Origin of the sequence: Rhodovulum visakhapatnamense, from assembly GCF_004365965.1 — a bacterium.
In the GTDB taxonomy this organism is placed as follows: domain Bacteria; phylum Pseudomonadota; class Alphaproteobacteria; order Rhodobacterales; family Rhodobacteraceae; genus Rhodovulum; species Rhodovulum visakhapatnamense.
Map to the genome: position 1 here is coordinate 79,194 of NZ_SOEB01000001.1, position 24,860 is coordinate 104,053.

Annotated in this window: 22 protein-coding genes; 6 read left to right on the plus strand and 16 right to left on the minus strand. The window is 69.2% G+C overall.

The annotated features are described in order from the left end of the window. The first annotated feature begins 66 nt into the window (after positions 1-66). The 3 genes from fabD (at position 67) to EV657_RS00380 (ending at position 2,195) form a co-directional block, all read left to right on the plus strand. Complete coding sequence (gene fabD / locus EV657_RS00370) at positions 67-1,011, plus strand: ACP S-malonyltransferase (protein WP_134076801.1); 945 nt, start codon at positions 67-69, stop codon at positions 1,009-1,011. Positions 1,012-1,041: 30 nt separating this feature from the next. Beyond that, positions 1,042-1,779 (plus strand): 3-oxoacyl-[acyl-carrier-protein] reductase, encoded by a 738-nt coding sequence (gene fabG / locus EV657_RS00375; protein ID WP_134076802.1) that lies wholly within the window; start codon positions 1,042-1,044, stop codon positions 1,777-1,779. A 182-nt stretch (positions 1,780-1,961) separates the two neighbouring features. Next, the gene (locus tag EV657_RS00380) at positions 1,962-2,195 is read left to right on the plus strand and encodes an acyl carrier protein (RefSeq protein ID WP_075786557.1); all 234 of its coding nucleotides are present in this window, start codon (positions 1,962-1,964) and stop codon (positions 2,193-2,195) included. Between the two features lie 880 nt (positions 2,196-3,075). Here EV657_RS00380 and EV657_RS00385 read toward each other — a convergent pair. Further along, positions 3,076-4,311: a PilZ domain-containing protein gene (locus tag EV657_RS00385; protein WP_113668312.1), complete on the minus strand. Its 1,236-nt coding sequence runs from the start codon at positions 4,309-4,311 to the stop codon at positions 3,076-3,078. A gap of 207 nt (positions 4,312-4,518) precedes the next feature. Between EV657_RS00385 and fabF the strand changes: the two genes are divergently transcribed. Together fabF and mltG are read left to right on the plus strand one after the other, a co-directional pair. Then, entirely contained in the window at positions 4,519-5,781 is a 1,263-nt protein-coding gene (gene fabF, locus EV657_RS00390) for a beta-ketoacyl-ACP synthase II (RefSeq protein ID WP_134076803.1), read from the plus strand. After that, positions 5,781-6,935, plus strand: coding sequence for an endolytic transglycosylase MltG (mltG, locus tag EV657_RS00395; protein ID WP_134076804.1), 1,155 nt, complete (start codon positions 5,781-5,783; stop codon positions 6,933-6,935). Before fabF ends, mltG begins: the two co-directional genes overlap by 1 nt. A gap of 70 nt (positions 6,936-7,005) precedes the next feature. On the opposite strand, the gene recN is transcribed toward mltG, so the two are convergent. The 15 genes from recN to EV657_RS00470 form a co-directional block, all read right to left on the minus strand. After that, a complete protein-coding gene (gene recN / locus EV657_RS00400) occupies positions 7,006-8,658 on the minus strand; it encodes a DNA repair protein RecN (RefSeq protein WP_134076805.1) in 1,653 nt (550 codons plus the stop codon). Between the two features lie 22 nt (positions 8,659-8,680). Continuing rightward, on the minus strand, positions 8,681-9,526 hold the full coding sequence (locus EV657_RS00405) for an outer membrane protein assembly factor BamD (protein WP_075786552.1): 846 nt from the start codon (positions 9,524-9,526) through the stop codon (positions 8,681-8,683). A gap of 128 nt (positions 9,527-9,654) precedes the next feature. Then, positions 9,655-10,572, minus strand: coding sequence for a UDP-3-O-acyl-N-acetylglucosamine deacetylase (gene lpxC / locus EV657_RS00410; RefSeq protein WP_113668314.1), 918 nt, complete (start codon positions 10,570-10,572; stop codon positions 9,655-9,657). Between the two features lie 316 nt (positions 10,573-10,888). Further along, complete coding sequence (gene ftsZ, locus EV657_RS00415) at positions 10,889-12,511, minus strand: cell division protein FtsZ (RefSeq protein WP_113668315.1); 1,623 nt, start codon at positions 12,509-12,511, stop codon at positions 10,889-10,891. Between the two features lie 177 nt (positions 12,512-12,688). Then, positions 12,689-14,023: a cell division protein FtsA gene (ftsA, locus tag EV657_RS00420; protein WP_075786549.1), complete on the minus strand. Its 1,335-nt coding sequence runs from the start codon at positions 14,021-14,023 to the stop codon at positions 12,689-12,691. Continuing rightward, positions 14,023-14,901, minus strand: a complete 879-nt coding sequence (locus tag EV657_RS00425) for a cell division protein FtsQ/DivIB (RefSeq protein ID WP_113668316.1) — start codon at positions 14,899-14,901, stop codon at positions 14,023-14,025. Before EV657_RS00425 ends, ftsA begins: the two co-directional genes overlap by 1 nt. Then, entirely contained in the window at positions 14,889-15,767 is an 879-nt protein-coding gene (locus EV657_RS00430) for a D-alanine--D-alanine ligase (protein ID WP_243837452.1), read from the minus strand. Before EV657_RS00430 ends, EV657_RS00425 begins: the two co-directional genes overlap by 13 nt. Positions 15,768-15,854: 87 nt before the next feature. Beyond that, entirely contained in the window at positions 15,855-16,787 is a 933-nt protein-coding gene (murB, locus tag EV657_RS00435; protein ID WP_134076807.1) for a UDP-N-acetylmuramate dehydrogenase, read from the minus strand. Beyond that, entirely contained in the window at positions 16,784-17,068 is a 285-nt protein-coding gene (locus EV657_RS00440; RefSeq protein ID WP_075786545.1) for a hypothetical protein, read from the minus strand. The genes murB and EV657_RS00440 overlap by 4 nt, the downstream gene beginning before the upstream one ends. Next, positions 17,065-17,322 (minus strand): DUF2484 family protein, encoded by a 258-nt coding sequence (locus EV657_RS00445; RefSeq protein WP_075786544.1) that lies wholly within the window; start codon positions 17,320-17,322, stop codon positions 17,065-17,067. The genes EV657_RS00440 and EV657_RS00445 overlap by 4 nt, the downstream gene beginning before the upstream one ends. Positions 17,323-17,482: 160 nt before the next feature. Further along, the gene (locus EV657_RS00450; protein ID WP_075786543.1) at positions 17,483-17,770 is read right to left on the minus strand and encodes a hypothetical protein; all 288 of its coding nucleotides are present in this window, start codon (positions 17,768-17,770) and stop codon (positions 17,483-17,485) included. Positions 17,771-17,788: 18 nt separating this feature from the next. Next, entirely contained in the window at positions 17,789-19,186 is a 1,398-nt protein-coding gene (gene murC, locus EV657_RS00455; RefSeq protein ID WP_134076808.1) for a UDP-N-acetylmuramate--L-alanine ligase, read from the minus strand. Further along, positions 19,186-20,280, minus strand: a complete 1,095-nt coding sequence (locus EV657_RS00460; RefSeq protein ID WP_134076809.1) for a UDP-N-acetylglucosamine--N-acetylmuramyl-(pentapeptide) pyrophosphoryl-undecaprenol N-acetylglucosamine transferase — start codon at positions 20,278-20,280, stop codon at positions 19,186-19,188. Before EV657_RS00460 ends, murC begins: the two co-directional genes overlap by 1 nt. Then, on the minus strand, positions 20,277-21,446 hold the full coding sequence (locus EV657_RS00465; protein WP_075786540.1) for a peptidoglycan glycosyltransferase FtsW: 1,170 nt from the start codon (positions 21,444-21,446) through the stop codon (positions 20,277-20,279). Before EV657_RS00465 ends, EV657_RS00460 begins: the two co-directional genes overlap by 4 nt. A 240-nt stretch (positions 21,447-21,686) precedes the next feature. Continuing rightward, positions 21,687-23,060 (minus strand): FAD-binding oxidoreductase, encoded by a 1,374-nt coding sequence (locus EV657_RS00470; protein ID WP_134076810.1) that lies wholly within the window; start codon positions 23,058-23,060, stop codon positions 21,687-21,689. Positions 23,061-23,228: 168 nt separating this feature from the next. Here EV657_RS00470 and EV657_RS00475 point away from each other — a divergent pair, with 168 nt between their 5' ends. Beyond that, positions 23,229-24,848 carry a chloride channel protein gene (locus EV657_RS00475; protein ID WP_134076811.1) on the plus strand — a complete coding sequence of 540 codons (1,620 nt, stop codon included), beginning with the start codon at positions 23,229-23,231 and terminating at the stop codon, positions 24,846-24,848. The last annotated feature ends 12 nt before the right edge of the window (positions 24,849-24,860 follow it).

Sequence of the window (24,860 nt, forward strand, 5' to 3'; positions counted from 1 at the left end):
GCGCTTGGCAAGCCCGGTCCAAGCCGTTAGATCGACGCCCAGACAAATGAGGGCGAGGGGCATTCGATGCGTGCATTCGTATTTCCGGGCCAGGGGGCGCAGACGATCGGCATGGGCAAGGCCCTGGCCGACGCCTATCCGCAGGCCCGGGCCGTGTTCGAAGAGGTCGACGAGGCACTGGGCGAAAGCCTCTCGGCCCTGATCTGGCAGGGCGATCAGGCCGAGCTGACGCTGACCCGCAATGCGCAACCGGCGCTGATGGCGACCTCGATGGCGGCGATGGCGGCGCTTGGTGCCGAAGGCGTGTCGGTGACGGCGGCGTCCTTCGTGGCGGGCCATTCGCTGGGCGAATATTCGGCGCTGTGCGCGGCGGGCGCGATCAGCCTCGCGGACACAGCGCGGCTGTTGCGGCTGCGCGGCGAGGCGATGCAGGCGGCGGTGCCGGTCGGCGAGGGCGCGATGGCGGCGCTGCTGGGGCTCGATCTGGCTGCGGTGCGCGAGATCGCGGCCGAGGCGGCGGCGGGGCAGGTGGTTCAGGCCGCCAATGACAACGACCCGGCCCAGGTGGTGATTTCGGGCCATGCGGCGGCCGTCGAACGCGCGGTCGAGCTGGCCAAGGCGCGCGGCGCCAAGCGTGCGGTGATGCTGCCGGTCTCGGCGCCCTTCCACTGCGCGCTGATGGCGCCGGCGGCGGCCGCCATGGCCGAGGCGCTGGACGATGTCGAGATCGAGGCGCCGCTGGTGCCGGTCGTGGCCAATGTGCGCGCCTGCGGCGAGAGCGATCCGGCGACGATCCGGGCGCTGCTGGTCGAGCAGGTGACCGGCGCCGTCCGCTGGCGCGAATCCGTCGCCTGGATGGCCGGGCAGGGCGTCACCGAGATCTGGGAAATCGGCGCGGGCAAGGCGCTGTCGGGCATGGTCAAGCGCATCGCGCGCGAGGTCGCGACCCGGCAGGTCGGCACGCCCGAAGAGGTGACTGCGGCCGTCGACAGCATGAACGCGGCGGCCTGAACGCCGCGACCTGAACGGAGGTAAGACCATATGTTCGATCTGACCGGAAAGACCGCGCTGGTGACCGGCGCCTCGGGCGGCATCGGCGGCGCCATCGCGCGCGGGCTGCATGCCCAGGGCGCGACCGTCGGCCTTTCGGGCACCCGCGAGGCGCCGCTGGCCGAGCTGGCGGCCGATCTCGGCGAGCGGGCCCATGTGCTGCCCTGCAACCTCTCGGACCCCGAGGCCGTCGAGGCGCTGCCGAAGGCCGCCGCCGAGGCCATGGGCGGGCTCGACATCCTGGTGAACAATGCCGGGATCACCCGCGACATGCTGTTCATGCGGCTCAAGGACGAGGACTGGCAGTCGGTGCTCGACGTCAACCTGACGGCGGCGATGCGGCTGTGCCGGGGCGCGATGCGCGGCATGATGAAGGCGCGCTGGGGCCGGATCGTCAACATCACCTCGGTCGTCGGCACCACGGGCAATCCGGGGCAGGCGAACTACTGCGCGGCCAAGGCCGGTCTTGTCGGTCTGTCGAAGTCGCTGGCCCATGAACTCGCGTCGCGCGGGGTCACCGTGAACTGCGTGGCGCCCGGCTTCATCGAGACCGCGATGACCGACAAGCTGACCGGCGATCAGAAGTCGGGAATCCTCGGCGCGGTGCCGATGGGACGCATGGGCACCCCCGAAGAGATCGCCGCCGCCGTGGTCTATCTGGCCAGTCTCGAGGCGGGCTATGTCACCGGCGCGACAGTTCATGTGAATGGCGGGATGGTGATGGTCTGACCCCGCCGCCGCCTGCGACGCGAAAGCGTTTGCGTCGTGTAAACGATGTGTTATAGGCGGCGCAGTTTTTGCCGGGGGGCACCCCGCGCGTTGCATCTCCCGCGCCCAAGCGGGGAAAAGGGCCTCTCCTGGCCACCAGCATCAAGACGGGCTCGCTGCCTAAGCAAATGTGAGGAATGGAAATGAGCGACATCGCGGACCGCGTGAAAAAGATCGTCGTCGAGCATCTGGGCGTCGAGGAAGACAAGGTGACCGAGAACGCCTCGTTCATCGACGATCTGGGCGCGGACAGCCTTGACACCGTGGAACTGGTCATGGCCTTCGAAGAAGAATTCGGGATCGAGATCCCGGACGACGCGGCCGAAACCATCCAGACCTTCGGCGACGCGGTGAAGTTCATCCAGGACGCCGCCTGAGCGGCTCCGATCCGCTGACGGATCAGAAGGCGGTGCCCCCGGGGCGCCGCCTTTTTCATGTGAGACAAGCCGGGCCCGCTCTGCCCTACGGAGCCTTGGCATGGCGGTCGCGGGGCGCAGATCCGGCGCACTGCCCGCAGCCGGGCGGCCGCGCGAAGGCAGGCATCTCGGGCGGGCGGCCTTGGCCTGGGGCATCCACAGCTTTCGGCGCAGGATCTCCGGGGCGCCGGTCCGGCCTGTTTGGCGGTCGCTCCGCAAGAGGCGTCTGGCCACCGGCGCATGAAGCTGTGACAGGTACCGGTGCACCATCGGTCCGGTCGAACCCGGGCCTTCGGCGGCGGCCCTTCCGGTCGAACGGATCGGGCCGAACATGGGCGCCATCCGGTCGCGAGCCCCGATCGGGCGTCCCAGACAGGCCATTGAGACGCGCGGCGGCAACGGGACAGGGCGTTCGGGTCGGTTCTGGCGCGGCGTACAGCGGGTCCGGCCCGCCGCTGTCCGAGCAGACGCTTGGCGCGTGCCGTGCGGCGCGGGGCGCGGCAGCGGGGTCGGGGGCTCCAAGGAAAGGCCGTCGGTCACGGCGCCTCTGCCGGGCAGGTGGCGCCGTCAGCCGACGAAAGATCCAGGACAGGCCACCGCGACACTGCCGGGATGGTCTTCATAGGAACCACGGCTGAAGGGAAAGGTCCGGTTCGGCTTCTTCCGGGCGCGCGGGTGGATGCGCCAGAGCGGCCGAAGCGGGGTCCGCGCTTCGGTGTGCAATGCATGGCCCCGCCCCTGTCCGGAGTCCCGGAGCACGCCTCCCGATAGAGGTTTTTCCGGCGGACCCCGGGCTTACCGTGCGAGGCGTCGTGGGGGGCAGGGACGGCCTCCGGGTCGTCTATGTCTTGAGCGCGCGGCCCGCCCCGGCCGAGGCCGCTGCGGCGGCCGCGGAACCGCCAACTGGTCTGGCCGGTCCTCCGGCGGGGGTCGGCGGCTGTGCCGGGCGCGGCCTGTCGGTCTCGGCGGTATTGTCCCAGCGGTGCCAGTGCAGCAGGGTTTCGAACTCGGCCTTCTCAAGAGCGCGCAGAAAGACCAGCCCGACGAAGAAATGAGTCGACCAGGCAATGCGGCAAGGCACCTCGACGCCGCTGAGTTCCAGCGTGCCGCGCAAGCCGGGTTCCGGTTCGGTCGTGAGATTGAGCTTGGCACCGTTCGGGCTGATATCGACGGCAACGGTCGGGCAACGGCCGTCGGGCAGGCGCAGCACCGCGTTCATGTGGCAGGCCGTGCGCGGTGCCTTGCGTCGAAGCCGTGCGCGCAGCACCAGCACAGTTCCCGCTATCGCGGCCAGACCGGCGAGTCCGACGCCGCCCATCAGGATCCAGCGCAGCGGCCCGGCGGCCGCCCGTTGCTTCGGCATCGATGGCAGCCGGGTGCCGACCTGGCCCTGGCTGATGGCGTCTTCGGAAAAGCCGGGTTTGGCTTTCAGGGCCTCGGTGCTGGTGGCGGCACCGCCACGGGGTGCGGACGGAGCCTCCAGTGTGCTGTCTGCGGGCGTCTCGGGCGGCGTCTCGGGTTCGGCCCCCTGCGCCGCTTGGTCCGGCGTGGCCGCCACGGCATGCGCTGCGGACGGATCGTCCGCGGCATCGGGCGCGCCGGGCGCCCCATCGTCCAGCGCGCCTGCGGTGTGCCCGGGCCGTGCTTCGGTCCCGGGCGGGCCGGTCTCGGGCAGGGTCAGATCGGCCCGCCAGCCGGGATCGGCACCGCATCGCAGGTCCTGCAGATAGCCCTGCATGCGCTGCGCCACCTCCTGGGTGTCCGGTTCGGGGCGTGCGAAGCTCAGCCGCTGACCCACCAGCCCGACATAATCGGTCACGACCGGCAAGCCGTCGTCCAGACCGACCTTGCCCATCAGGCGCGACAGACGTTCGGTATCGGCGCTTTTGACCGCCCCGGAAAGCCGCAGCGCGTGATCAAGCCGGATCAGCCCGGGTCCGTCGCGGCCGAGGGTTTCGCCCTCGACATAGATCCAGACGAGCCAGTCATGCATCGGGCAGGGCGGTGCCGCGCGCAGGGCACTGCCTCCGGTCAGCAGGAAAAGCGCGGTCAGCGCAAGGAGGGGCAAGACAGACATGGCGCGGCCGGGTCCCTTGGCGCGTGTCAACCTTCGACGGCGAGCAGAGCGGAGTATTGCGTCAAACGGTTGACGAATGTTTGCCATGGCCGCGGCGGGCTGCCGAAAACGTCGCTGGGACAGCCGCTCCCTTGCCCATCGCGCCCAAACCGCTGTATCAGATCGCCGAAAGGGGCCTGGGCCGGGGCCAAGAGCGAGGAGAGGCATATGCGTCGTGTGGTTGTCACCGGGCTGGGGATGGTGTCCCCGCTGGCCTGTGGTGTGGAAGAAACCTGGAAACGTCTGCTTGCGGGGCAGTCGGGTATCGGGCCGATCACGCGCTTCGATGCCAGCCGCGTGGTCACGACCTATGCCGCCGAGATCCCGTACGGCGATGGCTCGGACGGCACTTTCAATCCGGATGACTGGATGGAGCCGAAGGAGCGCCGGAAGGTCGACGATTTCATCCTGTACGCGATGGCGGCGGCAAGCCAGGCGGTGGCCGATTCCGGCTGGGCGCCCGAGACCGACGCCGAGCGCGAGCGGACCGGCGTCATGATCGGCTCTGGCATCGGCGGGCTGAATGCCATTGCCGATACCGCCGTGCTGATCCAGCAGAAGGGGCCGCGCCGGGTGTCGCCCTTCTTCATTCCCTCGGCGCTGATCAACCTCGCCTCTGGGCAGGTCTCGATCCGCTTCGGCTTCAAGGGGCCGAACCACGCGGTGGTGACCGCCTGCTCGACCGGGGCGCATGCCATCGGCGACGCGGCGCGTCTGATCCAGTGGGGCGATGCCGACGTGATGGTCGCGGGCGGCACCGAAAGCCCGATTTCCGAGATCGGGATCGCCGGGTTCAACGCCTGCAAGGCGCTGTCGACCAAACGCGCCGATGCGCCCGAGACCGCCTCGCGGCCCTGGGACGCCGAGCGCGACGGCTTCGTGATGGGCGAGGGCGCGGGCGTCGTGATCCTCGAAGAGCTGGAACATGCCAAGGCGCGCGGCGCCAAGATCTACGCCGAAGTGCTGGGCTATGGCCTTTCGGGCGATGCCTATCACATCACCGCACCGGCCGAGGATGGCGATGGCGGGTTCCGGTCGATGCAGGCGGCGCTGAAACGGGCGGGGCTGAGCCCGGCGGATATCGACTATATCAACGCGCATGGCACCTCGACCATGGCCGATACCATCGAGCTGGGCGCGGTCGAGCGGCTGCTGGGCGAGGCGGCAGAGCGTACCACCATGTCCTCGACCAAATCCTCGATCGGCCACCTGCTGGGGGCCGCGGGCGCGGTCGAGGCGATCTTCTGCATCCTCGCGCTGCGCGATCAGGTGGCGCCGCCCACGCTGAACCTCGACACGCCGCCGGACGGCACCCGGATCGATCTTGCACCGAAGGCCGCGGTTCGGCGCGAGATCGGCGTGGCTCTGTCGAATTCCTTCGGCTTCGGTGGCACCAACGCCTCGCTCGTGATGGGCCGCGGGGACCGCTGATGTGGAAGGCCGTCGCCTCGAACGCGCTGACGCTGTTCATCGTGGTGCTGCTTCTGGCGGGCGGGCTGGTGATCTGGGCCAAGCAGAAATACGCCGAGCCCGGACCGCTTGAGACCGCGATCTGCCTGCGCGTCGAGCCGGGCTCGACCATGGCCGGGGTGTCGCGCGATCTGGGCGGCGAGGGGGCGGTCAGCCACCCGCTGATCTTCCGGCTCGGGGCGCGCTATGCGGGCAAGGATGCCGAATTGAAGGCGGGCAGCTTCCTGCTGCCGGCCCAGTCCTCGATGGAAGAGATCGTCGATCTGGTGACCCGCGCGGGCCGCTCGACCTGCGGCACGGACGTCAATTTCCGGATCGGGATCGCCAGCGCCGAGCTGCAGGTCCGGACGCTAGATCCGGCGACCGGGCGCTATCAAGAGGTGCTGGCCTTCGACCCCCGTGCGGGCGAGGTGCCCGAGGGCTATGACGCGCTGATGGCCGAACCCGATCTGCGCTACCGGGTAACGCTGGCCGAGGGCGTGACCAGCTGGCAGGTGGTCGAGGAACTGAAACAGGCCGCGTTCCTCAAGGGCGAGATCGCCGAGGTTCCGGCCGAGGGCAGCCTCGCCCCGGACAGTTACGAGGTGACGCCCGGGATGGACCGAGGGATCCTTCTGGCCGAGATGACGGAGCGGCAGACGGCGCTTCTGGACCGGCTCTGGGAGACGCGCGCCGAGGGGTTGCCGCTGGCCAGCAAGGAAGAGGCGCTGGTTCTGGCCTCGATCGTCGAGAAGGAGACAGGCGTGCCGGACGAGCGCCGCCGGGTCGCGAGCGTCTTCGTCAACCGGCTGGAACGCGGCATCCGGCTGCAGACCGACCCGACCGTGATCTACGGGCTGACGGACGGCAAGGCCCCGCTCGGCCGCGGCATCCGGCAAAGCGAACTGGCGCGGCGGACACCTTACAATACCTATCTGATCGACGGCCTGCCGCCGACGCCCATTGCCAATCCGGGCCGCGCCTCGATCGAGGCTGCGCTGAACCCGGAAACCACGGAGTATCTCTATTTCGTGGCCGACGGGACGGGCGGCCATGCCTTCGCCCAGACCCTCGACGAGCATAACCGCAACGTCGCGCGCTGGCGCAAGATCGAAGCCGGGCAGGGCGGCAACTGACCGCCCGCGCCCGCGCGCTCCGGCTCGGATTTTTCGCAGAAAAATCGCGCCCCGCCCCGGCGTTTCGCTCTCAGGAGGACAAAAGCGCCCGCGCCGCGGCCCGCGCCGCATCGGTCACGGTGTCGCCCGACATCATCCGGGCGATCTCGTCGACCCGCGCGGCGGCATCGAGCGGCGTCACCGTCGACAGCGTCACGTCCCCCTCGACACGCTTTTCCACACGCCAGTGATGATCGCCCTGTGCGGCGACCTGCGGCGAATGGGTAACGACAAGCACCTGCGCCGAGCCCGCCAGCGCCGCCAGCCTCCGCCCGACCGCATCGGCCGTGGCCCCGCCGACACCGCGGTCGATCTCGTCGAAGATAAGCGTCAGCGGGCTTGCCCCGCGCACGAGACACACCTTCAGCGCCAGCAGAAAGCGCGACAGCTCGCCCCCGGACGCGATCCGGTCCAGCGGCCCCGCGGGTGCGCCCGGATTGGTCGCCACGGTGAAGGCCACCGCATCGCGGCCCTCGGGTCCGGGCTCGGCCTCGGCGATCCCGGTCGAAAAGACCGCCCGTTCCATCTTCAGCGGCGCAAGCTCGCCCGCCATCGCCGCGTCGAGCCGCACCGCCGCCGCGCGGCGGGCCTCGCTCAGCGCCGCCGCTGCCGCGTCAAAGGCCGCCCGCGCGGTCTCTGCCGCGCGCCGCTGCCCGGCCAGATCGCCCTCTCCGGCGTCGAGTGCCGCCAGCCGGGTCTGCAGGTCTTCGGCAAAACGCCCCAGGTCGTCGGGCAGCACGCCATGCTTGCGCGCCAGCGCCCGGATCGCGAAGAGCCGCTCTTCGGCCGCTTCCAACGCGCCCGGGTCGAAGTCGAGCGCCTCAAGACAGTCCTCTACGCCCTGCACCGCCTCGCCCAGCTCGATCAGCGCGCGCGAGAGCGCGGCCAGCGGCGTGTCGAGCCGTCCCTCGGCCCTGTCGGCCGCGCCTTCGAGCCAGCGGAGCGCGTCGCCCATCCGTCCCTCGGCGCCCTCTCCGGGGCCCAGGGCGGCATGGGCACGGGTAATATCCTCACGAATGCGCTCGGCTGCTTGCATGGTCCGGCGGCGGGCGTCGAGTTCGGCCTCTTCGCCGGTCAAGGGCGACAGCTCGGTCATCTCCGCGACCGCGTGGCGCAGGAAATCCTCTTCGGCGCGGAGCGCGGCCAGCCGCGCTTCGGCCTCGGCGACCGCGCGCTCGGCGCGCGACCGGGCGCGCCAGGCGGCCCGCACCGCGTCAAGTTGCGCGTCGAGCCCTCCGAAGGCGTCCAGCAGCTGGCGGTGGCCGCGTGGGTTGAGAAGCCCCCGGTCGTCCTGCTGGCCATGCAGCTCGACCAGCGTGTCCGACAACGCGCGCAGCACCTCGCCCGAGACCCGGCGGTCGTTGACCCAGGCGGTCTTGCGGCCCTCGGCGCTGTTGACCCGGCGCAGGATCAGCTCGTCCCCGGCCTCGAGCCCGGCCTCGGCCAGAACCTCGCGCGCCGGGTGTCCGGCGGGCAGCTCGAACACCGCCACCACCTCGCCCTGGGCGGCGCCGGTGCGCACCAGATCGGCGCGGCCGCGCCAGCCCAGAACGAAGCCCAGGGAATCGAGCAGGATCGACTTGCCGGCGCCGGTCTCGCCGGTCAGCACGTTCAGCCCCGGCCGGAACGCTAGCTCCAGCCGGTCGATGATCAGCATGTCCCGGATGTCGAGACTGCGCAGCATCACCCCAGGTCCCGCGCTCGGATCAGAGCCACTCGCCCTTGATCATCTGCCGGTAGATCGTGCTGAGCCAGCCGTCGCCCTTGGCCTCGGGTTCCAGCCCCTTGGCCTGCAGCAGCTTGTAGCCGTCCGCGTACCAGTCAGTGCTCTGGAAGTTGTGACCGAGGATCGCACCGGCCGTCTGCGCCTCGCTGTCGAGCCCGAGCGCCAGATAGGCTTCGATCAGCCGGTAGAGCGCCTCGGCGGTATGGGTGGTGGTCTGGAAGTCCTCGACCACCACGCGGAACCGATTCACGGCCGCCGAATAATTCTTTCTTTTCAGATAGAAACGGCCGACTTCCATCTCTTTCGCCGCCAGATGGTTGAAGGCGAGGTCGAATTTGAGGATCGCGGACTGGGCATATTCGCTGTCGGGATAGCGCTCGATCACGGTCCGAAGCGCCTGCAGCGCCTGGAAGGTCAGCCCCTGGTCGCGGCCCACGAGGTCGATCTGGTCGTAATAGCTCAGCGCCAGCAGATACTGGGCATAGGCCGCATCCTCGTCGGCCGGATAAAAGTCGATATAGCGCTGCGACGAGGCGCGGGCGTTCTCGTAATCCTTGGCCTGATGATAGGTATAGGCCTGCATGATGAGCGCGCGCTTGGCCCATTCGGAATAGGGGAACAGCCGCTCGACCTCGCCGTAAAGACGCGCGGCCTCTTCAAGGTCGCGGTCCTTCTCAAGCTTGGTCTCGGCCATCTGGAAGATGGTGGGCGCGTCATAGGATTCGAGCGGCGGCGGCTTGCGCGATCCGATCGGATCGCAGGCCGCCGTAAGCGAAAGCACCAAGATTGCCGCTACCGCTCCGATGCGCCTGCTACCTGTCGCCATCTGCCCGTTACCCCGTCCTCAAACGCTGCCCGCGACCGGTGCTTGATGCGCACTCCTTCCGGGCCTTGGGGCTGTCCTAGCACAGAAAAATCCGGTGCAAAACGCCTTTGGCGCGGAAACTGCAGCGCTCAGGCAACGGCCTTCAGATCGGCGGAATTGACGCCGAAGCCGGGCAGGACCGCGCCCTGGTCGGGCGAACAGGTTTCCAGCCGGAACGCCCCCGGCTGCGAAAAGAGCGTGCGCAAAAGCCGGTTGGTCAGCGCGTGCCCGGCGCGTTCGCCGCGATAACGTCCAAGGATCGGGGCGCCCGCAAGCGCGAGATCGCCCAGTGCATCCAGCATCTTGTGGCGCACGGGCTCGTCGCGATGGCGCAGCCCGCCGGGGCTCAGGACCTTGTCGCCATCGAACACGACCGCGTTGTCGAAGGTGCCGCCGAGCGCCAGACCGGCCGCGCGCATCGCCTCGACATCGGCGTTGCGGCAGAAGGTGCGGCTGTCGCACAGCTCGCGCACGAAAGCGCCATTGGCCATGTTCAGCCGCCGGGCCTGATGGCCGATGGCGGTATCGGCGAAGGTGATCTCGAAGTCGATTTCCAGCGTCTCGGCTGGGCCGAGGCTGGCCCGGGCCTCGCCTTCGGACACCTCGACATGTTCGAGGACGCGCAGCACCCGGACTGGCGCGGCCAGGCGACGCAGGCCGCGCGACAGGATGCCCTGCACGAAGGGCGCGGAGGATCCGTCCATCACCGGCACTTCGGGGCCGTCGATCTCGATCAGGGCGTTGTGCACACCGCAACCGGCAAGCGCCGCCATCAGGTGTTCGACCGTCATCACCGAGGCCCGGCCATTGGCCAGCTTGGTGCAGAGCCGCGACGGCTCGACCGCATCCCAGCGCGCCGGGATCAGCGCATCGGGCCCGTCGATATCGGTGCGGCGGAACCACAACCCGTATTCGGCAGAGGCAGGATGGATCGTCAGGCGCACCGGACGCCCGGTGTGAAGGCCGGTGCCCGTGAAGGTGATCGGGGATTTCAGCGTCGTCTGCATTTCGGACCTGCTCTCGGTTGATCCGGGCTTCGCACGTCCCGGCATCTTGGATGTAGAGGCCCGCCCCGGTCTGCTCAATTCAAACATTGCAACGGTCTGAAACAACGGCCCGGCCCGGTCGGCGGGAACTCGCCTGCCTTGCAGGGACTTGAAATGAAATGGAAAATTCTGCACCTCCGATGGCGGGCCTAAATCCGACGTTGCGTCACGTCCGCACGAACACGCGAGCGGGCGAAACGAAAACGGGGCCGGCGAACCGGCCCCTGTCCCGCGATCTGCGGAGCTGCGCCCATGGCGCCCCCCGGGAGGGCGGCGGTCAGTTCGCCTGACGACGCAGGAAGGCCGGGATCTCGATCCGTTCCTGATCGGGGTCCAGATCCTCTTCTTCCTGATAGGCCGCAGGCCCGCGGCTATAAAGCGGAGGCTGCTGGCGGTAGGTGTGGGGGCTCCGCTCGGGTTGCTCCGGCGCATGGCCCGACATCCGGTTGATGAGCGACCCGATGCCGAACCGGCCCTTGTCGCCGCGCGGATCGTCCTGCTGAGCCGCGGTCATCGTGGCCTGAACCGGCTGGCGGGCCGGGGTCTTGGCGACGGCTGCGCGCAGACGGGCCAGCGTCTCGGGGGTCGGCTCGCCCGGAGACCGCGGACGCGGCGCGACGAAGCTCTCCGCTTCGGGCTCCTCGGCCGGCTGGTAGGCGGGCGGAGGCAGATCGGCACCGCCGCGGGCGGTTTCGACCAGATCCTCGACGCTCGACCCGGCATTGGCCGGATCGAAGCCCGAGAAAAGCGAGGGCTCTTCGACCGGCTCCTGCACCAAAGGCTCGCGGGCGACGGCCGCGGCGGCCGGACGCTGGGCCGGGGCGGGCGCCTGCACATGAGCGGGCTGGGCGGCCGCCGGGGCGTCCTGCACCTCGGCGCGGCGCAGCGGCTCGCGCATCGGGCGCCGCGGCAGCGGGATATCCTCGGTCCGCGCGGCGGCGTCGATGCCGGTCGCCACGACCGAGACGCGCATCCGCCCGTCCATGTCCGGATCGAGGGTCGAGCCGACGATGATGTTGGCATCGGGATCGACCACGTCGCGGATGCGGTTCGCCGCCTCGTCCAGTTCGAACAGCGTCAGGTCGTAGCCGCCGGTGATGTTGATCAGCACACCCTTGGCGCCGTTCAGGCTGATTTCGTCCAGCAGCGGGTTGGCGATCGCGGCTTCGGCGGCCTGGATCGCGCGATCCTCGCCATCGGCCTCGCCGGTGCCCATCATCGCCTTGCCCATCTCGTCCATCACCGCGCGCACGTCGGCGAAGTCGAGGTTGATCAGGCCCGGACGGACCATCAGGTCGGTCACGCCCTTCACACCCTGATAGAGCACGTCATCGGCCAACGAGAAGGCCTCGGTGAAGGTGGTCTTTTCGTTGGCCAGCCGGAACAGGTTCTGGTTGGGGATGATGATCAGCGTGTCGACGACCTTCTGCAGGTTCTCGACGCCGTCCTCGGCCTGACGCATCCGCTTGGAGCCCTCGAACTGGAAGGGCTTGGTCACCACGCCGACGGTCAGAACCCCCAGCTCGCGCGCGGCCTGGGCGATGATCGGGGCGGCGCCGGTGCCGGTGCCGCCGCCCATCCCGGCGGTGATGAAGCACATGTGCGCGCCCGCCAGATGATCGACGATCTGTTCGATCGATTCCTCGGCCGCGGCCGCGCCCACCGTCGGACGGGCCCCGGCGCCGAGACCCTCGGTCACCTTCACGCCCATCTGGATCCGGGCCTGCGCATTCGATTGCTGAAGCGCCTGGGCATCGGTGTTCGCCACCACGAACTCGACGCCTTCCAGACGCTTCTCGATCATGTTGTTGACGGCGTTGCCCCCGGCGCCACCGACGCCGAACACCGTGATCCGCGGCTTGAGCTCTTCCTGCTCAGGCATGGTGAGGTTTAGTGCCATAGGTTTTGGTCCGCCTGCTGTTTTCTTTGTGGCCCGGGGGCCGTTCTACGCAAAATCTAGTCTTATCCTACGCAACTAGTGCGTGATCGTCACGGAAAAAACGCTTTAATACCACAAAATCCATATGCGGCTTGACATCTGTCCGCGAGATTTTGCCGATGGCGCGATATCTTGCGGTCACCAGTTTTCCTTGAACCATCTGACGGCCCTTTTCAGCGACCGGGCCGGATACCGATCCATCGGCATCTCGAAATCCCACCATTCGTCCTGCGGCTGCGCGGCGAAAAGGCACAGTCCCACCAGCGCCGCGAATCCGGGGCCGGTCGCCGATTGCGGCAGCCCGTGCACGCGAAGCGGCCGGCCGAGCCGGACCTGGTTGCCGAGGATTCGCGCGGCCAGCCCGTCGAGCCCGGGGATCTGGCTGCCGCCCCCGGTCAAGACGATCCGCTGGCTCGGCAGATGCTCGAAGCCCGCGGCGTCGAGCCGCGCGCGCACCTCTTCGAGGATCTCCTCGACCCGCGGGCGCATGATCCCGATCAGCTCGGCCCGGCTGACCGAGCGGGTGTCGGTCTCGTAATCGCCGCTGTCGCCGCCCAGATCGATCATCTCGCGGTCGTCCATGCCGGTCGCGACCACGCCGCCGTAAAGCGTCTTGATCCGCTCGGCCGTCGACAGCGGCACATGCAGCCCCTTCGAGATGTCCGAGGTCACGTGCTCGCCGCCCATGCGCACGCTGTCGGCATAGATCATGTGCTTCTTGATGAAGACCGAGATGCCGGTCGCGCCGCCGCCCAGATCGATGCAGGCCGCGCCAAGTTCCTGTTCGTCCTCGACCAGCGCCGAGATGCCCGCAGCATAGGCCGACGAGGCCAGCCCGGCGGGTTCCAGATCGCAGCGCTTGATGCAATGGACGAGGTTCTGCACCGCGCCGCCATCGACTGTCAGCATATGCATGTCGCAGGCCAGCCGGTGGCCGACCTGGCCGCGCGGATCGACAAGGCCCGAGCGGTGGTCCAGCGCGAAATTCACCGGCTGGGCATGCAGCACCTCGCGGTTCGCGCCAATCTCGGGCATGTCGCAGGCGGCCAGCACCCGGGCGACGTCCTGTTCGGCGACCGCATCGTCCAGCACGGTGACCTGACCGTCGAGCCCGTAGGACCGCGGCTCGCCGCCCGAGAAGCAGGCGATCACCTGATCGACGCGCACCTGCGCCATCTTCTGGGCGGCCTGCAGCGCCGTGCGGATCGCGCGTTCGGCCTCGTTCATGCCGTGGATCTCGCCAAAGCGGATCCCGCGCGAGCGGGTGGTGGCGGCGCCGATCACCCGGAACCGCGACTGCCCGGCCAGCGCGCCCATCTGTTCGACCCCGCCGCGCGGCGCAATGCCGTCGAAGCGCAGCACCAGACAGGCGACCTTCGAGCTGCCCACGTCGAGGATGGCGATCACGCCCCGGTCCATCGCCAGCTTGCGCATCCGCCGCATCGCCCGCTGCGAGTGATAGAGGTCCGTCATCAATTCACCGCTCCTGCCTGTGTTGTCTGGATTTTCCGGAAGTCTTCGATGGCGGCCGGCGCCAGCCTCAGCGTCGGCCGCGACGGGTTGCGCAGGTCGACCGCGACGATGTCGCGCGCCAGCATGCCCGACACGTCCTCAAGCGCGATCACCCGTTCCAGCGCCGCGACCGCGCCGGTTTCGGGCAGAAGGATGCGCTGGTCGCGGTCCAGAACCACGTCCCAGCGGCGCTCGCCCATGCGCACCAGCCCGCGCACCCGTTCGGAAATCGGCGCGGCGGCGGCGAACAGCGCCACCGCCTCGGGCGCCGCGGTCTCGGCGCCATCGCCCGCGATCAGGGGCAGGTCGGCGCGGGATTCGCGGCTGTCGAGCGCGGCAACGCGGCGGCCGCCGGCATCGAGCAGGCTCAGCCCGTCGCGGCTGCGCCAGACAAGCGCCGCCTCGCGCTGCTGGATCTTCATTTCCAGCACGCCGCCGGACCGGATCCGCAACTCGGCCGATTTCACGGCATCGAGCGCGGTGACCGCCTGCCGCATCGCCTCGAGGTCCAGATCGAAGGACGAAGCGGGCAGGTTCAACGGCACGGTGGCGCGGATTTCGCGGTCGATCGGCGCCGAGGCGCCCTCGATCACCAGCAGCTTGACCATGAATTCGGGCCGGGTCTCGATGTCCCGGCGGATCTCGGCGAGGCCGTCGCCGATGGCGGCGCGGCGGTCGGCATCGGCCAGCCAGATCGTGGGGATCGCGGCCAGCACCACCAGCGGCAGCCCCTTCAGCACCGCCTTGCGGACGAAGGGCGTCAGCCACAGCCGCTGGGCGCGATAGGCCCAGCGCGACGGCGCGGGATCGCGGAACGCGGGCGGGCTCAGCGGTCGCATGAGGCGTCCTCCACCAGCCAGCGGCACAGCTGACCGAAGGAAATCCCGCATTGCGCGGCCTGTTCGGGCGCCAGCGAGGTGGGGGTCATCCCGGGTTGGGTATTGGTCTCCAGCAGGATCAGCCCGTCGAGCCCGCGGCTGTCGTCCCAGCGGAAATCGGTGCGGCTGACGCCCCGGCAGCCCAGCGCGTCATGGGCGCGCAGCGCGAAGTCGAGGCAGGCCTCGAAGACCTCGGCCGGCAGATCGGCGGGCACCACATGGCGCGATCCGCCCTGCGCGTATTTGGCGTGATAGTCGTACCAGCCGTCGGTCAGGATGTCGGTCACGGTCAGCGCCCGGTCGCCCATCACCGTGGTCGTCAGCTCGCGGCCCGGCGCATAGCTTTCGACCATGACGATCTCGGGCATCTCGGCGCCAAGCAGCGGCGGGGTGTTGGCGGCCTCATGGACGATATGGATACCGACCGACGAGCCCTCGTTGTTGGGCTTGACCACATAGGGAGGCGCGATGACATGGCGCGCGGAAACCTCGGCCTTGCTGGCCAGGCGGCTTTCGACCACCGGCAGCCCGGCGGCGCGATAGGCCTCTTTCGAGCGCTGCTTGTCCATCGCCAGAGCCGAGGCCAGCACGCCCGAATGGGTATAGGGAAGGCGCAGCCATTCCAGCAGGCCCTGCACGCAGCCATCTTCGCCCCAGCGGCCATGCAATGCATTGAAGACGACGTCGGGCGCAGACGCACGAAGCTGCTCGGGCAGGTCCTGCCCGGCATCCACCTCGATCACGTCGAAGCCTTCCCCTCGCAGGGCGATGGCGCATTCGCGCCCGGACGACAGCGACACCTCGCGTTCCGACGAGGGGCCACCCATCAATACCGCCACACGGGGGGCTGTCCTGCTCGACTCGCCCGCCACTGGTGCTGCCTCGTGTTGCGCGGGCCTTTTCGCTCCGCGCGCTTATGGTTTGACCGGGGCCGGTTCGCCGACCCTCAGTACCTCCCATTCTAGCTGTATTCCCGAGGATTGAAAAACCCTTTTTCGGACGTCCTCGCCAAGCCCTTCCAGATCCGCGGCCGTTGCGCCGCCGGTGTTGATCAGGAAATTCGAATGCTTTTCAGATATTTGCGCGCCGCCCTTGCGAAGTCCCCTTAAGCCCGCAGCATCGATCAGGCTCCAGGCTTTCAGCTCGTGGGTGTCATCTGCCGCACCGGTCGAACTGAAGCCCGCGGGGTTGCGGAAGGTCGATCCGGCGGTCCGCTCTTTGGTGGGCTGCGAGGCGTCGCGGCGCGCAAGCTGGTCGGCCATTCGCGCCGCCAGCGCCTCGGGATTGCCCGGGGGCCCGGCCAGCACGGCTTCGGCGATGACCCAGCCCTCGGGCAGGTCGGTCTGGCGGTAGCGGAAGTTCAGGTCTTCGGCCGTCAGCGTCACGATCTCGCCCTGGCGCGTGACCGCGCGGGCCGAGACGAAGACATCGGCGAGATAGCGCCCATAGCAGCCCGCATTCATCCGAACGGCGCCGCCGATGGCGCCCGGAATCGTGCGCAGGAAGCTCAGGTCGACCCCCGCCGCCGCCGCCTGACGCGCCACGAAGGAATCGAGCGCCGCGGCCCCGGCCGTCACCTGTCCGTCCGCGACCGAGATCGCGTTGAAGCCGCGGCCGAGCCGGATCACCACCCCCCGGAGCCCGCCGTCGCGCACGATCAGGTTCGAGCCCACGCCCATCGGAAAGACCGGCATCTCGGGTGGCAGGGCGGCAAGGAAGGCGGCCAGATCCTCGATATCGGCGGGCTGGAACAGCCAGTCGGCCGGGCCGCCGACGCGCAGCCAGGTCAGCTCGGCCAGGCTCCGGCCGGGGGTCAGCGTGCCGCGGGTCGCGGGCATTGGGGTCATTCGCTGTCTCCGATCCATGCGCCGAGCGCATATAACAGCGCCGACAGCACCGCAACGCCCCCCCAGGGCGCCAGCACCGCGATCGGGGCGAGACCGCCGCCGCCGCTGGCCTTCTGAAGCAGCAGGCCGCCCCAGATCAGCCAGACGGCGGTGGTGTAAAGGCCGAACAGAACGGTGAACCCGATGGCGCTGCGCTTCAGCCCGTGGCCGAGTGCTGCATAGGCGACGACGGGACCGACGGCCCAACTGGCATAGGCCAGCAGGAGCGTCGGCCCGGTCATTCGCCCGAATGGCTGCGCCTGCGCTTGGTCAGGCTGCGGCCCAGATAGATCAGCGGCCAGCGCAGGATCGACACCCCCGCCGCCAGGGCGATGAGCCCCCAGACCGGGCCGCTCTGGTAGGTCACGAAGCCCACCAGCGGGATGCCGGTGGCGATCAGGGCATAAGCGCCGGGCCAGTGGAACTTTTCGGGCAAAAGGCCGACCACGGTCGCGACCAGCACCCAGAGACAGGCCAGAACCAGCGAGAGGGTCATGTCAGGGCCTTTCGGACCGGGGTGGCGGGACCGTCGGGCCGGGCCCGGTGGCAAGGTCTGGCGGGGCGACTGGCGGATGGCGTGCCGCCGGTCGCGCGCGCGGCGGGAGGCGGGCCGGACGGACGGGCCGGGACGGTGCGGCCCCTGACCCTGCGCGCGATCATTCTGCGCCGCCTTCGGACCGGTTGTCGCCCGAGAGTGCCCCGAGCGCGCCGCCGATGCCCGCGGGCAGGTCGACCAGCAACGTGGCGGATTCGCGGAACGGTCCGGCCAAGGCGGCCTCGGGCCCGAAGAGATCGCCGGTCGGAACCAGCGAGACCGCGACCGCCGCCGCCGTCAGCAGCACCGCCGCGGTGATCGAGGGCGAGGTGCGCCTCAGCGCCCGCAGACCCAGCACGCCCGCCACCAGCGCCGCGCCGCAGATTGCTATGACCAGATAGGGAATCATGCCGCTCCGTCCGCTCCCTTATCCTTTCAGCCGCGCGGGCAGGTTGTTGGCCCAGGCGCTGATCGTGCCGGCGCCAAGGCAGACCACCATGTCGCCCGGCCCGGCCTGCTCGCGCACCAGCCGTTCAAGATCGTCTTCGCAAAGGATGGCCCGGGCATGGCGATGGCCGTGCCGGATCAGCCCGGCGACCAGATCGTCGCGGGTCGCGCCCGCAATCGGGTCCTCGCCCGCGCCATAGACTTCGGCAATGCCCACCACATCGGCCTCGTTGAAACAGGTGCAGAAATCGTCGAACAGCGAATGCAGCCGCGTGTAGCGGTGCGGTTGATGTACGGCGATGACGCGCCCTTCCGTCGCTTGCCGCGCGGCTTTCAGCACGGCGGCGATTTCCACCGGGTGGTGGCCGTAATCGTCGATGACGGCGATCCCGTTGGCCTCGCCCGCCTTGGTAAAGCGCCGGTTGACGCCGCCGAAGGCCGCCAACGCACTGCGGATCTCGTCGGCCTTCAGCCCCAGATGGCGGGCGACCGCCACCGCGCCCAGCGCGTTCGAGACGTTGTGATCGCCGGGCATCGGCAGCGTGCAGCCCTCGATCAGCATGTCCTCGGTCTGCAGCGCGATGTCGAATTCGGCCTGGCCCGCGCGATAGCGCAGGTTCACCGCGCGCACATCGGCCTGGGCGTTGAAGCCAAAGGTCACCACCTTGCGGTCCGTCACCCGGCCGACCAGCGCCTGAACCTCGGGATGATCGGTGCAGCAGACCGCCAGCCCGTAGAACGGGATGTTCGACACGAAGTCGTAAAAGCCCTGCCGCAGCGCCTCGAAGCTGCCCCAGTGCTCCATGTGTTCGGGGTCGATATTGGTCACCACCGCGATGGTCGCGGGCAGGCGGTTGAAGGTGCCGTCGGATTCGTCGGCCTCGACCACCATCCATTCGCCCGCGCCCATCCGGGCGTTCGAGCCATAGGCATGGATGATGCCGCCATTGATGACGGTCGGGTCGAGCCCGCCCGCATCGAGAAGCGTCGCCACCATCGTCGTCGTGGTGGTCTTGCCATGGGTGCCCGCGATCGCGACGTTCGATTTCAGCCGCATCAGCTCGGCCAGCATCTCGGCCCGGCGCACGATGGGCAGGCCGCGCCGCCGCGCCGCGTCAAGCTCGGGGTTGCCGGGCTTGATGGCCGAGGAAATGACCACGACCTCGGCGTTTTCCAGGTTCTCCTCGCGCTGGCCCTCGAAAACGGTCGCGCCCAGGCCCGCCAGCCGGTCGGTGATCTTGCTCGATTTCAGGTCCGAGCCCTGCACCCGGTAGCCGAGGTTCAACAGCACCTCGGCAATGCCCGACATGCCGATGCCTCCGATTCCGACGAAATGGATCGGCCCCACATCGGTGGGCAGCTTTGTCGCCGCGTTCATCATTTTCCTTCTCCGCCCAGCGCCTCGACGATCTCGGCCAGCCCGTCGACGGCATCGGGTTTGCCGCAGCGCATCGCCGCCACGGCCATCTGCATCGCTCCCTTGGGCTGGCCCAGAACCGTGGCGATCTGGTCTGAAAGCGCGGCCGGGTCAAGCGCGGATTCCGGGATCAGGATCGCGGCCCCCGCCGCGACCAGGCCCCGCGCATTGGCGGTCTGGTGATCGCCCGCGGCATGCGGGTAGGGGATCAGGATCGCCGGCCGCCCGATGGCCGAGATATCGGCCACCGACGAGGCGCCCGAGCGGCTGATGACCAGCTGCGCCTCGGCCAGCCGGGCGGGAATGTCGTCGAAGAAGGGCCGGACCTCGGCCGTGACGCCCGCGGCGTCATAGGCCGCGACCACGCGGTCCACATCCTCTTCGCGGGCCTGATGCGACACCCTCAGATAGCCGCGCATCTCGGCGGGCAGGGCGGCGATGGCCGCGGGCACGCTGTCCGACAGCGCCCGCGCGCCCTGGCTGCCGCCGATGGCCACAAGGCTCATCGGATAGTCGCCGGGCGGGATATAGGGGGCGCCCGCGCGTTCGCGCACGGCGGCCCGGATCGGGTTGCCGGTATGGAAGGCCTCGACGCCCTCGGGCAGATCGGTCGGCCAGACCCCGCAGGCGACCGCATGGACCTTGGGCGCGAACAGCCGGTTGACCTTGCCCAGCACGCCGTTCTGTTCGTGGATCATCCGCGGGCGTTTCAGCAGCGTCGCCGCCGTCAGGGCCGGGAAGGACGGATAGCCGCCAAAGCCCGCGACGACGGCGGGCTTGTCGCGCAGCATCCGCCACAGCATCGCCGCGACGCCCGCGCCCAGCCGGAGGGGCGAGGCCGCGCGTGCCACAAGACCGCCCCGGTCGGGGCTGTCGGCGGCGATGGTCTCGATCTCGACCGCGCCCGGAAAGCCGCCCGCATAGCGCGCGCCGCGCGCATCGGTCGACAGCTTCACGCGCCAGCCGCGCGCCAGCATCGTCTCGGCCAGGGCCTGGGCCGGGAACATGTGCCCGCCGGTGCCCCCGGCTGCGATGACCAAAAGCGGGGCGCTCATTCGCGGGTCCTCCGGCGCAGAAGGTCGGTGATTTCGCCCTGGGGCCGGTTGCGGGTCAGCGCCAGCAGCATGCCGACCATGATGCCCCCCGCGATCAGCGACGAGCCCCCATAGCTGACGAAGGGCAGGGTCATGCCCTTGGCGGGCAACAACTTGACCGCGACGCCCATGTTGATCAGCGCCTGCACCCCGAAAGTGCAGGCGAGCCCTGTGCCCGCGATGCGGATGAAGGGATCGCGCTCTTTCAGCAGCCGGAAGAGCGACCGGATCACGATGGCGCAGTAAAGCGCGATGATGACCGCGACCAGCACCAGGCCGTATTCCTCGGCCGCGACCGCGATGATGAAGTCGGTATGCGCGTCGGGCAGCGACCACTTGACCTGGCCCTCGCCCACGCCGACGCCGAAGAAGCCGCCCTCGCGGATCGCGTTGGTGGCATAGCCCAGCTGGGTGCGCGGGTCGATCTCGGGGTTCAGGAAGCCGTCGATCCGGCGCGCGAAGTGGTCCGAATTCTCATAGGCGACGGTGCCCGCGAAGACGACGGCCCCGGCTACCGCCACCAGGATCATGAAGGGGGCGCCTGCCACGAAATACATCACCCCCCAGGCGAAGAGGATCAGCGCCGCCTGCCCGAAATCGGGCTGCAGCGCCAGGAAGCTCACGACGACCACGGCCAGCGCCAGCGACATGGTCTTGCCGGGCGGGCCCTCGACCTCCTGGGCCGCGGCCATCAGCCAGGCGGTGAGGATGATGAAGCCGGGCTTGAGAAATTCCGACGGCTGGACCGAGCCGAACCCCAGCGAATACCAGCGCACCGCGCCCTTGCCGAAATCGGTGCCGAAGACCGGCAGGAAGACCAGCGCCAGCAGAGCCACACCGCAGCCGATGACCCCGAGCCGCCGCACCTGTGTCGGCGAGAACATCGAGACGATCAGCATCGTGCACAGCGCGAGCCCGCCATAGACCGCCTGCCGTTCCACGTAATAGAAGGGCGGAAAGCCGTTTTTCTCGGCCAGCGGCGGCGAGGCCGCAAGGCCCAGCAGCATGCCCACGCCGAACAGCAGCAGCACGCAGGACATCGCCCACTTGTCTACCGTCCGCCACCAGCGCGGCAGGACGGGTTCACCCGCCCGAATGGGCGCGGTGCCATAGACCATCTCCGTCATGGGCCACTGCCTCGATCAGCCTCTGTCAATGCCCGTTTTCCGGGTCTGATGGGCAGTGTAGCGGCAAAACCTCATCGGCACCAGTGCGGAAAGGCGGATCGCTGCGTTTCGCAAGGCCGTCCGGGCGGGGCACCGCCTGCCATCGGGGCCTGTCTGTCCGTTGCGCCGGGGGCCGCGCAAGGGGCGGCCCCGCGCCTGTGGGCGGCGGGGGCCGGACCCCGTTGCCCGAGGGGCGGTTGGTCAGTTCCCGGGCACCATCTTGCCGGGGTTCATCAGCGCCGAGGGGTCGAGGGCGCGCTTGATCTCGCCCATCACGTCCCAGGCCTGGCCGTGTTCTTCTTCCATGTAGCCGAGCTTGCCCATGCCGATGCCATGTTCGCCGGTGACCGTGCCCCCCAGGCGCAGCGCCCGCTCGACCATGCGGTGGGACAGCGCCTTGGCCTCGGCCAGTTCGGCCTCGTTGCCGGGCTCGACCAGCAGGATCGCGTGGAAGTTGCCGTCGCCCACATGACCGAGGATCGGCCCGGGGATCGAGGATCGGGCGATGTCGGCGCGGGTCTCTTCCACCGCCTCGGCCAGGCGCGAGATCGGCACGCACATGTCGGTGACCAGCGCGGTGGCGCCGGGGCGCAGCCCCAGACAGGCGTAATAGGCGTTGTGCCGCATGGTCCAGAGGGCGGTGCGGTCCTCGGGACGCGACGACCAGCTGAACCCGTCCCCGCCATTGTCGGCGACGATCTGACCGAAGCTCTCGGCCTGTTCCGCCACTGCCGAGGCCGACCCGTGGAACTCGATCATCAGATGCGGTTTCTCGGGCATCTCGGCGCCCGCATAGGAGTTGAAGGCGGCGGCGGTCGCGGCATCGACGAATTCGATCCGGGCCATCGGAATACCCAGCTGTATGGTCTGGATCACGGTATCGACGGCCGGGCCGATTTCGTCGAAGGCGCAGACCGCGGCCGAAATCGCCTCGGGCTGGCCATGCAGTTTCAGCGTCAGTTCGGTGATGAGCCCCAGCGTGCCTTCCGCGCCCACGAACAGCCCGGTCAGGTCGTAACCCGCCGCCGATTTGCGCGCCCGCGTCCCGGTGCGGATCACCCGCCCGTCCGCCAGCACGACCTCAAGCCCCAGGACGTTCTCGCGCATGGTGCCGTAGCGCACCGCCGTGGTGCCCGAGGCCCGGGTCGAGGCCATACCGCCCAGCGAGGCATTGGCGCCGGGATCGACCGGGAAGAACAGCCCGGTCGCGCGCAGCTCGCGGTTCAGTTCCTCGCGGGTCAGCCCGGGCTGAACCACGACGTCCATGTCCTCGGGATGCACCTTCAGCACCCGGTTCATCCGGCTGAAATCGACCGAGATCCCGCCCTTCAGCGCCAGCGCGTGCCCTTCCAGCGACGTGCCCCGGCCCCAGCCGGTCAGCGGCACCCCGTGCGCGGCGCAGATCCGCACGATCTTTGCGACCTCTTCGGTCGTCTCGGGATAGACGACGGCGTCGGGCGGCAGAAGCGGGAAATAGGTCTCGTTCCGTCCGTGAAGATCCAGATCGGACTTGGAGCGGCTGAAGCGATCGCCTAGCATTTCCCCGAGAGCGGTGAGGGCGTCCGGTTTCGACATCGGGGTACTCCATACGGTTCCAGCGGCGGGCACCCTAGGCGAGAGCGGCGGCCGGGAAAAGCCTCGGCAAATCTACGCGGCCAAAAGAGGCGAAATGCCGGGCGGGACGGGGTGAAAAGGCGGAAATCGACAACTCTCGGTGGCTTTTTCCGCCTGTTGAATGACGCAATGCGTGTGCTGCGCGTCCATGGGCCGACCCAGATCCAATTCTGGTTCATTGCCGCGGCCATCGGCGTGGCGGCGGGATTCGCGGCGCTGGGGTTCCGTCTGGCGATCGACGCCCTGCAAAGCGCGCTTTACGGCGTCGAGGACCCGCACCGGCTGCACAGCCTTGCCGAGACCGTGCATTGGGCCTGGATCCTGCTGATCCCGGCCTGCGGCGGGCTGGTGGTGGGGCTTGTGCTGCACCGCTTTACCCCCGATGCGCGGGTGCGCTCGGTTGCCGATGTCATCGAGGGCGCGGCGCTGAACGAGGGCCGGGTCGAGGTCAAGGCGGGGATCGCCTCGGCGCTGGCCTCGCTGATCACGCTGTCCTCTGGCGGCTCGACCGGGCGCGAGGGGCCGGTGGTGCATATGGCGGGCGTGGTCGCGACCTGGGTGTCGAACCGGATCCATGCCGACGGCATCACCGGGCGCGACCTTCTGGGCTGCGCCGTCGCGGCCGCCGTCTCGGCCTCGTTCAACGCGCCGATCGCGGGCACGCTCTTCGCGCTCGAGGTCGTCTTGCGGCATTTCGCGGTCCATGCCTTCGCGCCGATCACCGTGGCGGCGGTGGCGGGCACGGTCATCAACCGGCTTGAATTCGGCGGGGTGCCGGAATTCACCCTGCCGCAGGACGACCGGCTGGCCTTCTATGGCGAACTGCCCGCCTTTCTGCTGCTGGGGCTGGTCTGCGGTCTGGTCGCGGTGATCCTGATGCGGTCGATCTTCTGGGCCGAGGGGATCGGCGACGCGGTCCAGCGCAAGACCCGGATGCCGCGCTGGCTGCGGCCCGCGGTCTCGGGGCTGGGCCTCGGGGCGATGGCGATCTGGTTTCCGCATATCATCGGCGTCGGCTATGAAACCACCTCGGCCGCTCTGACGGGGACGCTGGTCTTTCACGAGGCGGTGGTGTTCTGCCTGCTGAAATGCGTGGCCGTGTCGCTGACCATGGCCGGGCGGATGGGGGGCGGCGTCTTCTCGCCCTCGCTGATGGTGGGGGCTTTGACCGGGCTCGCCTTCGGTTATGTCGCGACCGCGGCCTTTCCCAATGTCTCGGGGGCCGAGACGCTGTATGCGCTGGCCGGGATGGGGGCGGTCGCGGCGGCGGTGCTGGGCGCGCCGATCTCGACCACGATGATCGTCTTCGAGATGACCGGCGACTGGCAGACCGGGCTTGCCGTGATGGTGGCGGTGTCGCTGTCGACCGCTTTGGCCAGCCGCCTCGTCGACCGGTCCTTCTTCCTGACCCAGCTGGAACGGCGCGGCAAGCGGCTGGCGGCGGGGCCGCAATCCTATCTGCTGGCGGCCTTCACCGCGGGCGTGCTGATGCGCCCGAAGGACAGCGCCGGAGCGCCGTCAGAGGCGGCCTGCGCGGACCTGATCGGGCAGGGGGTGATGTTCGAGGCGGACGCGACCCTGGTCGAGGCGCTGCCGCATTTCGAGAAATGGGGCCACAGCTTCGTGCCGGTGGTGGCCCGCCCCGCCGACGGGGGCGCGCCCGCGCTCATGGGCGCGCTTTTCCATGTCGATGCGCTGCGCGCCTATTCGCGGGCGCTGGCGATGACCGCCGCGGAGGAGCATTCCTGAGCGGCTGACGGG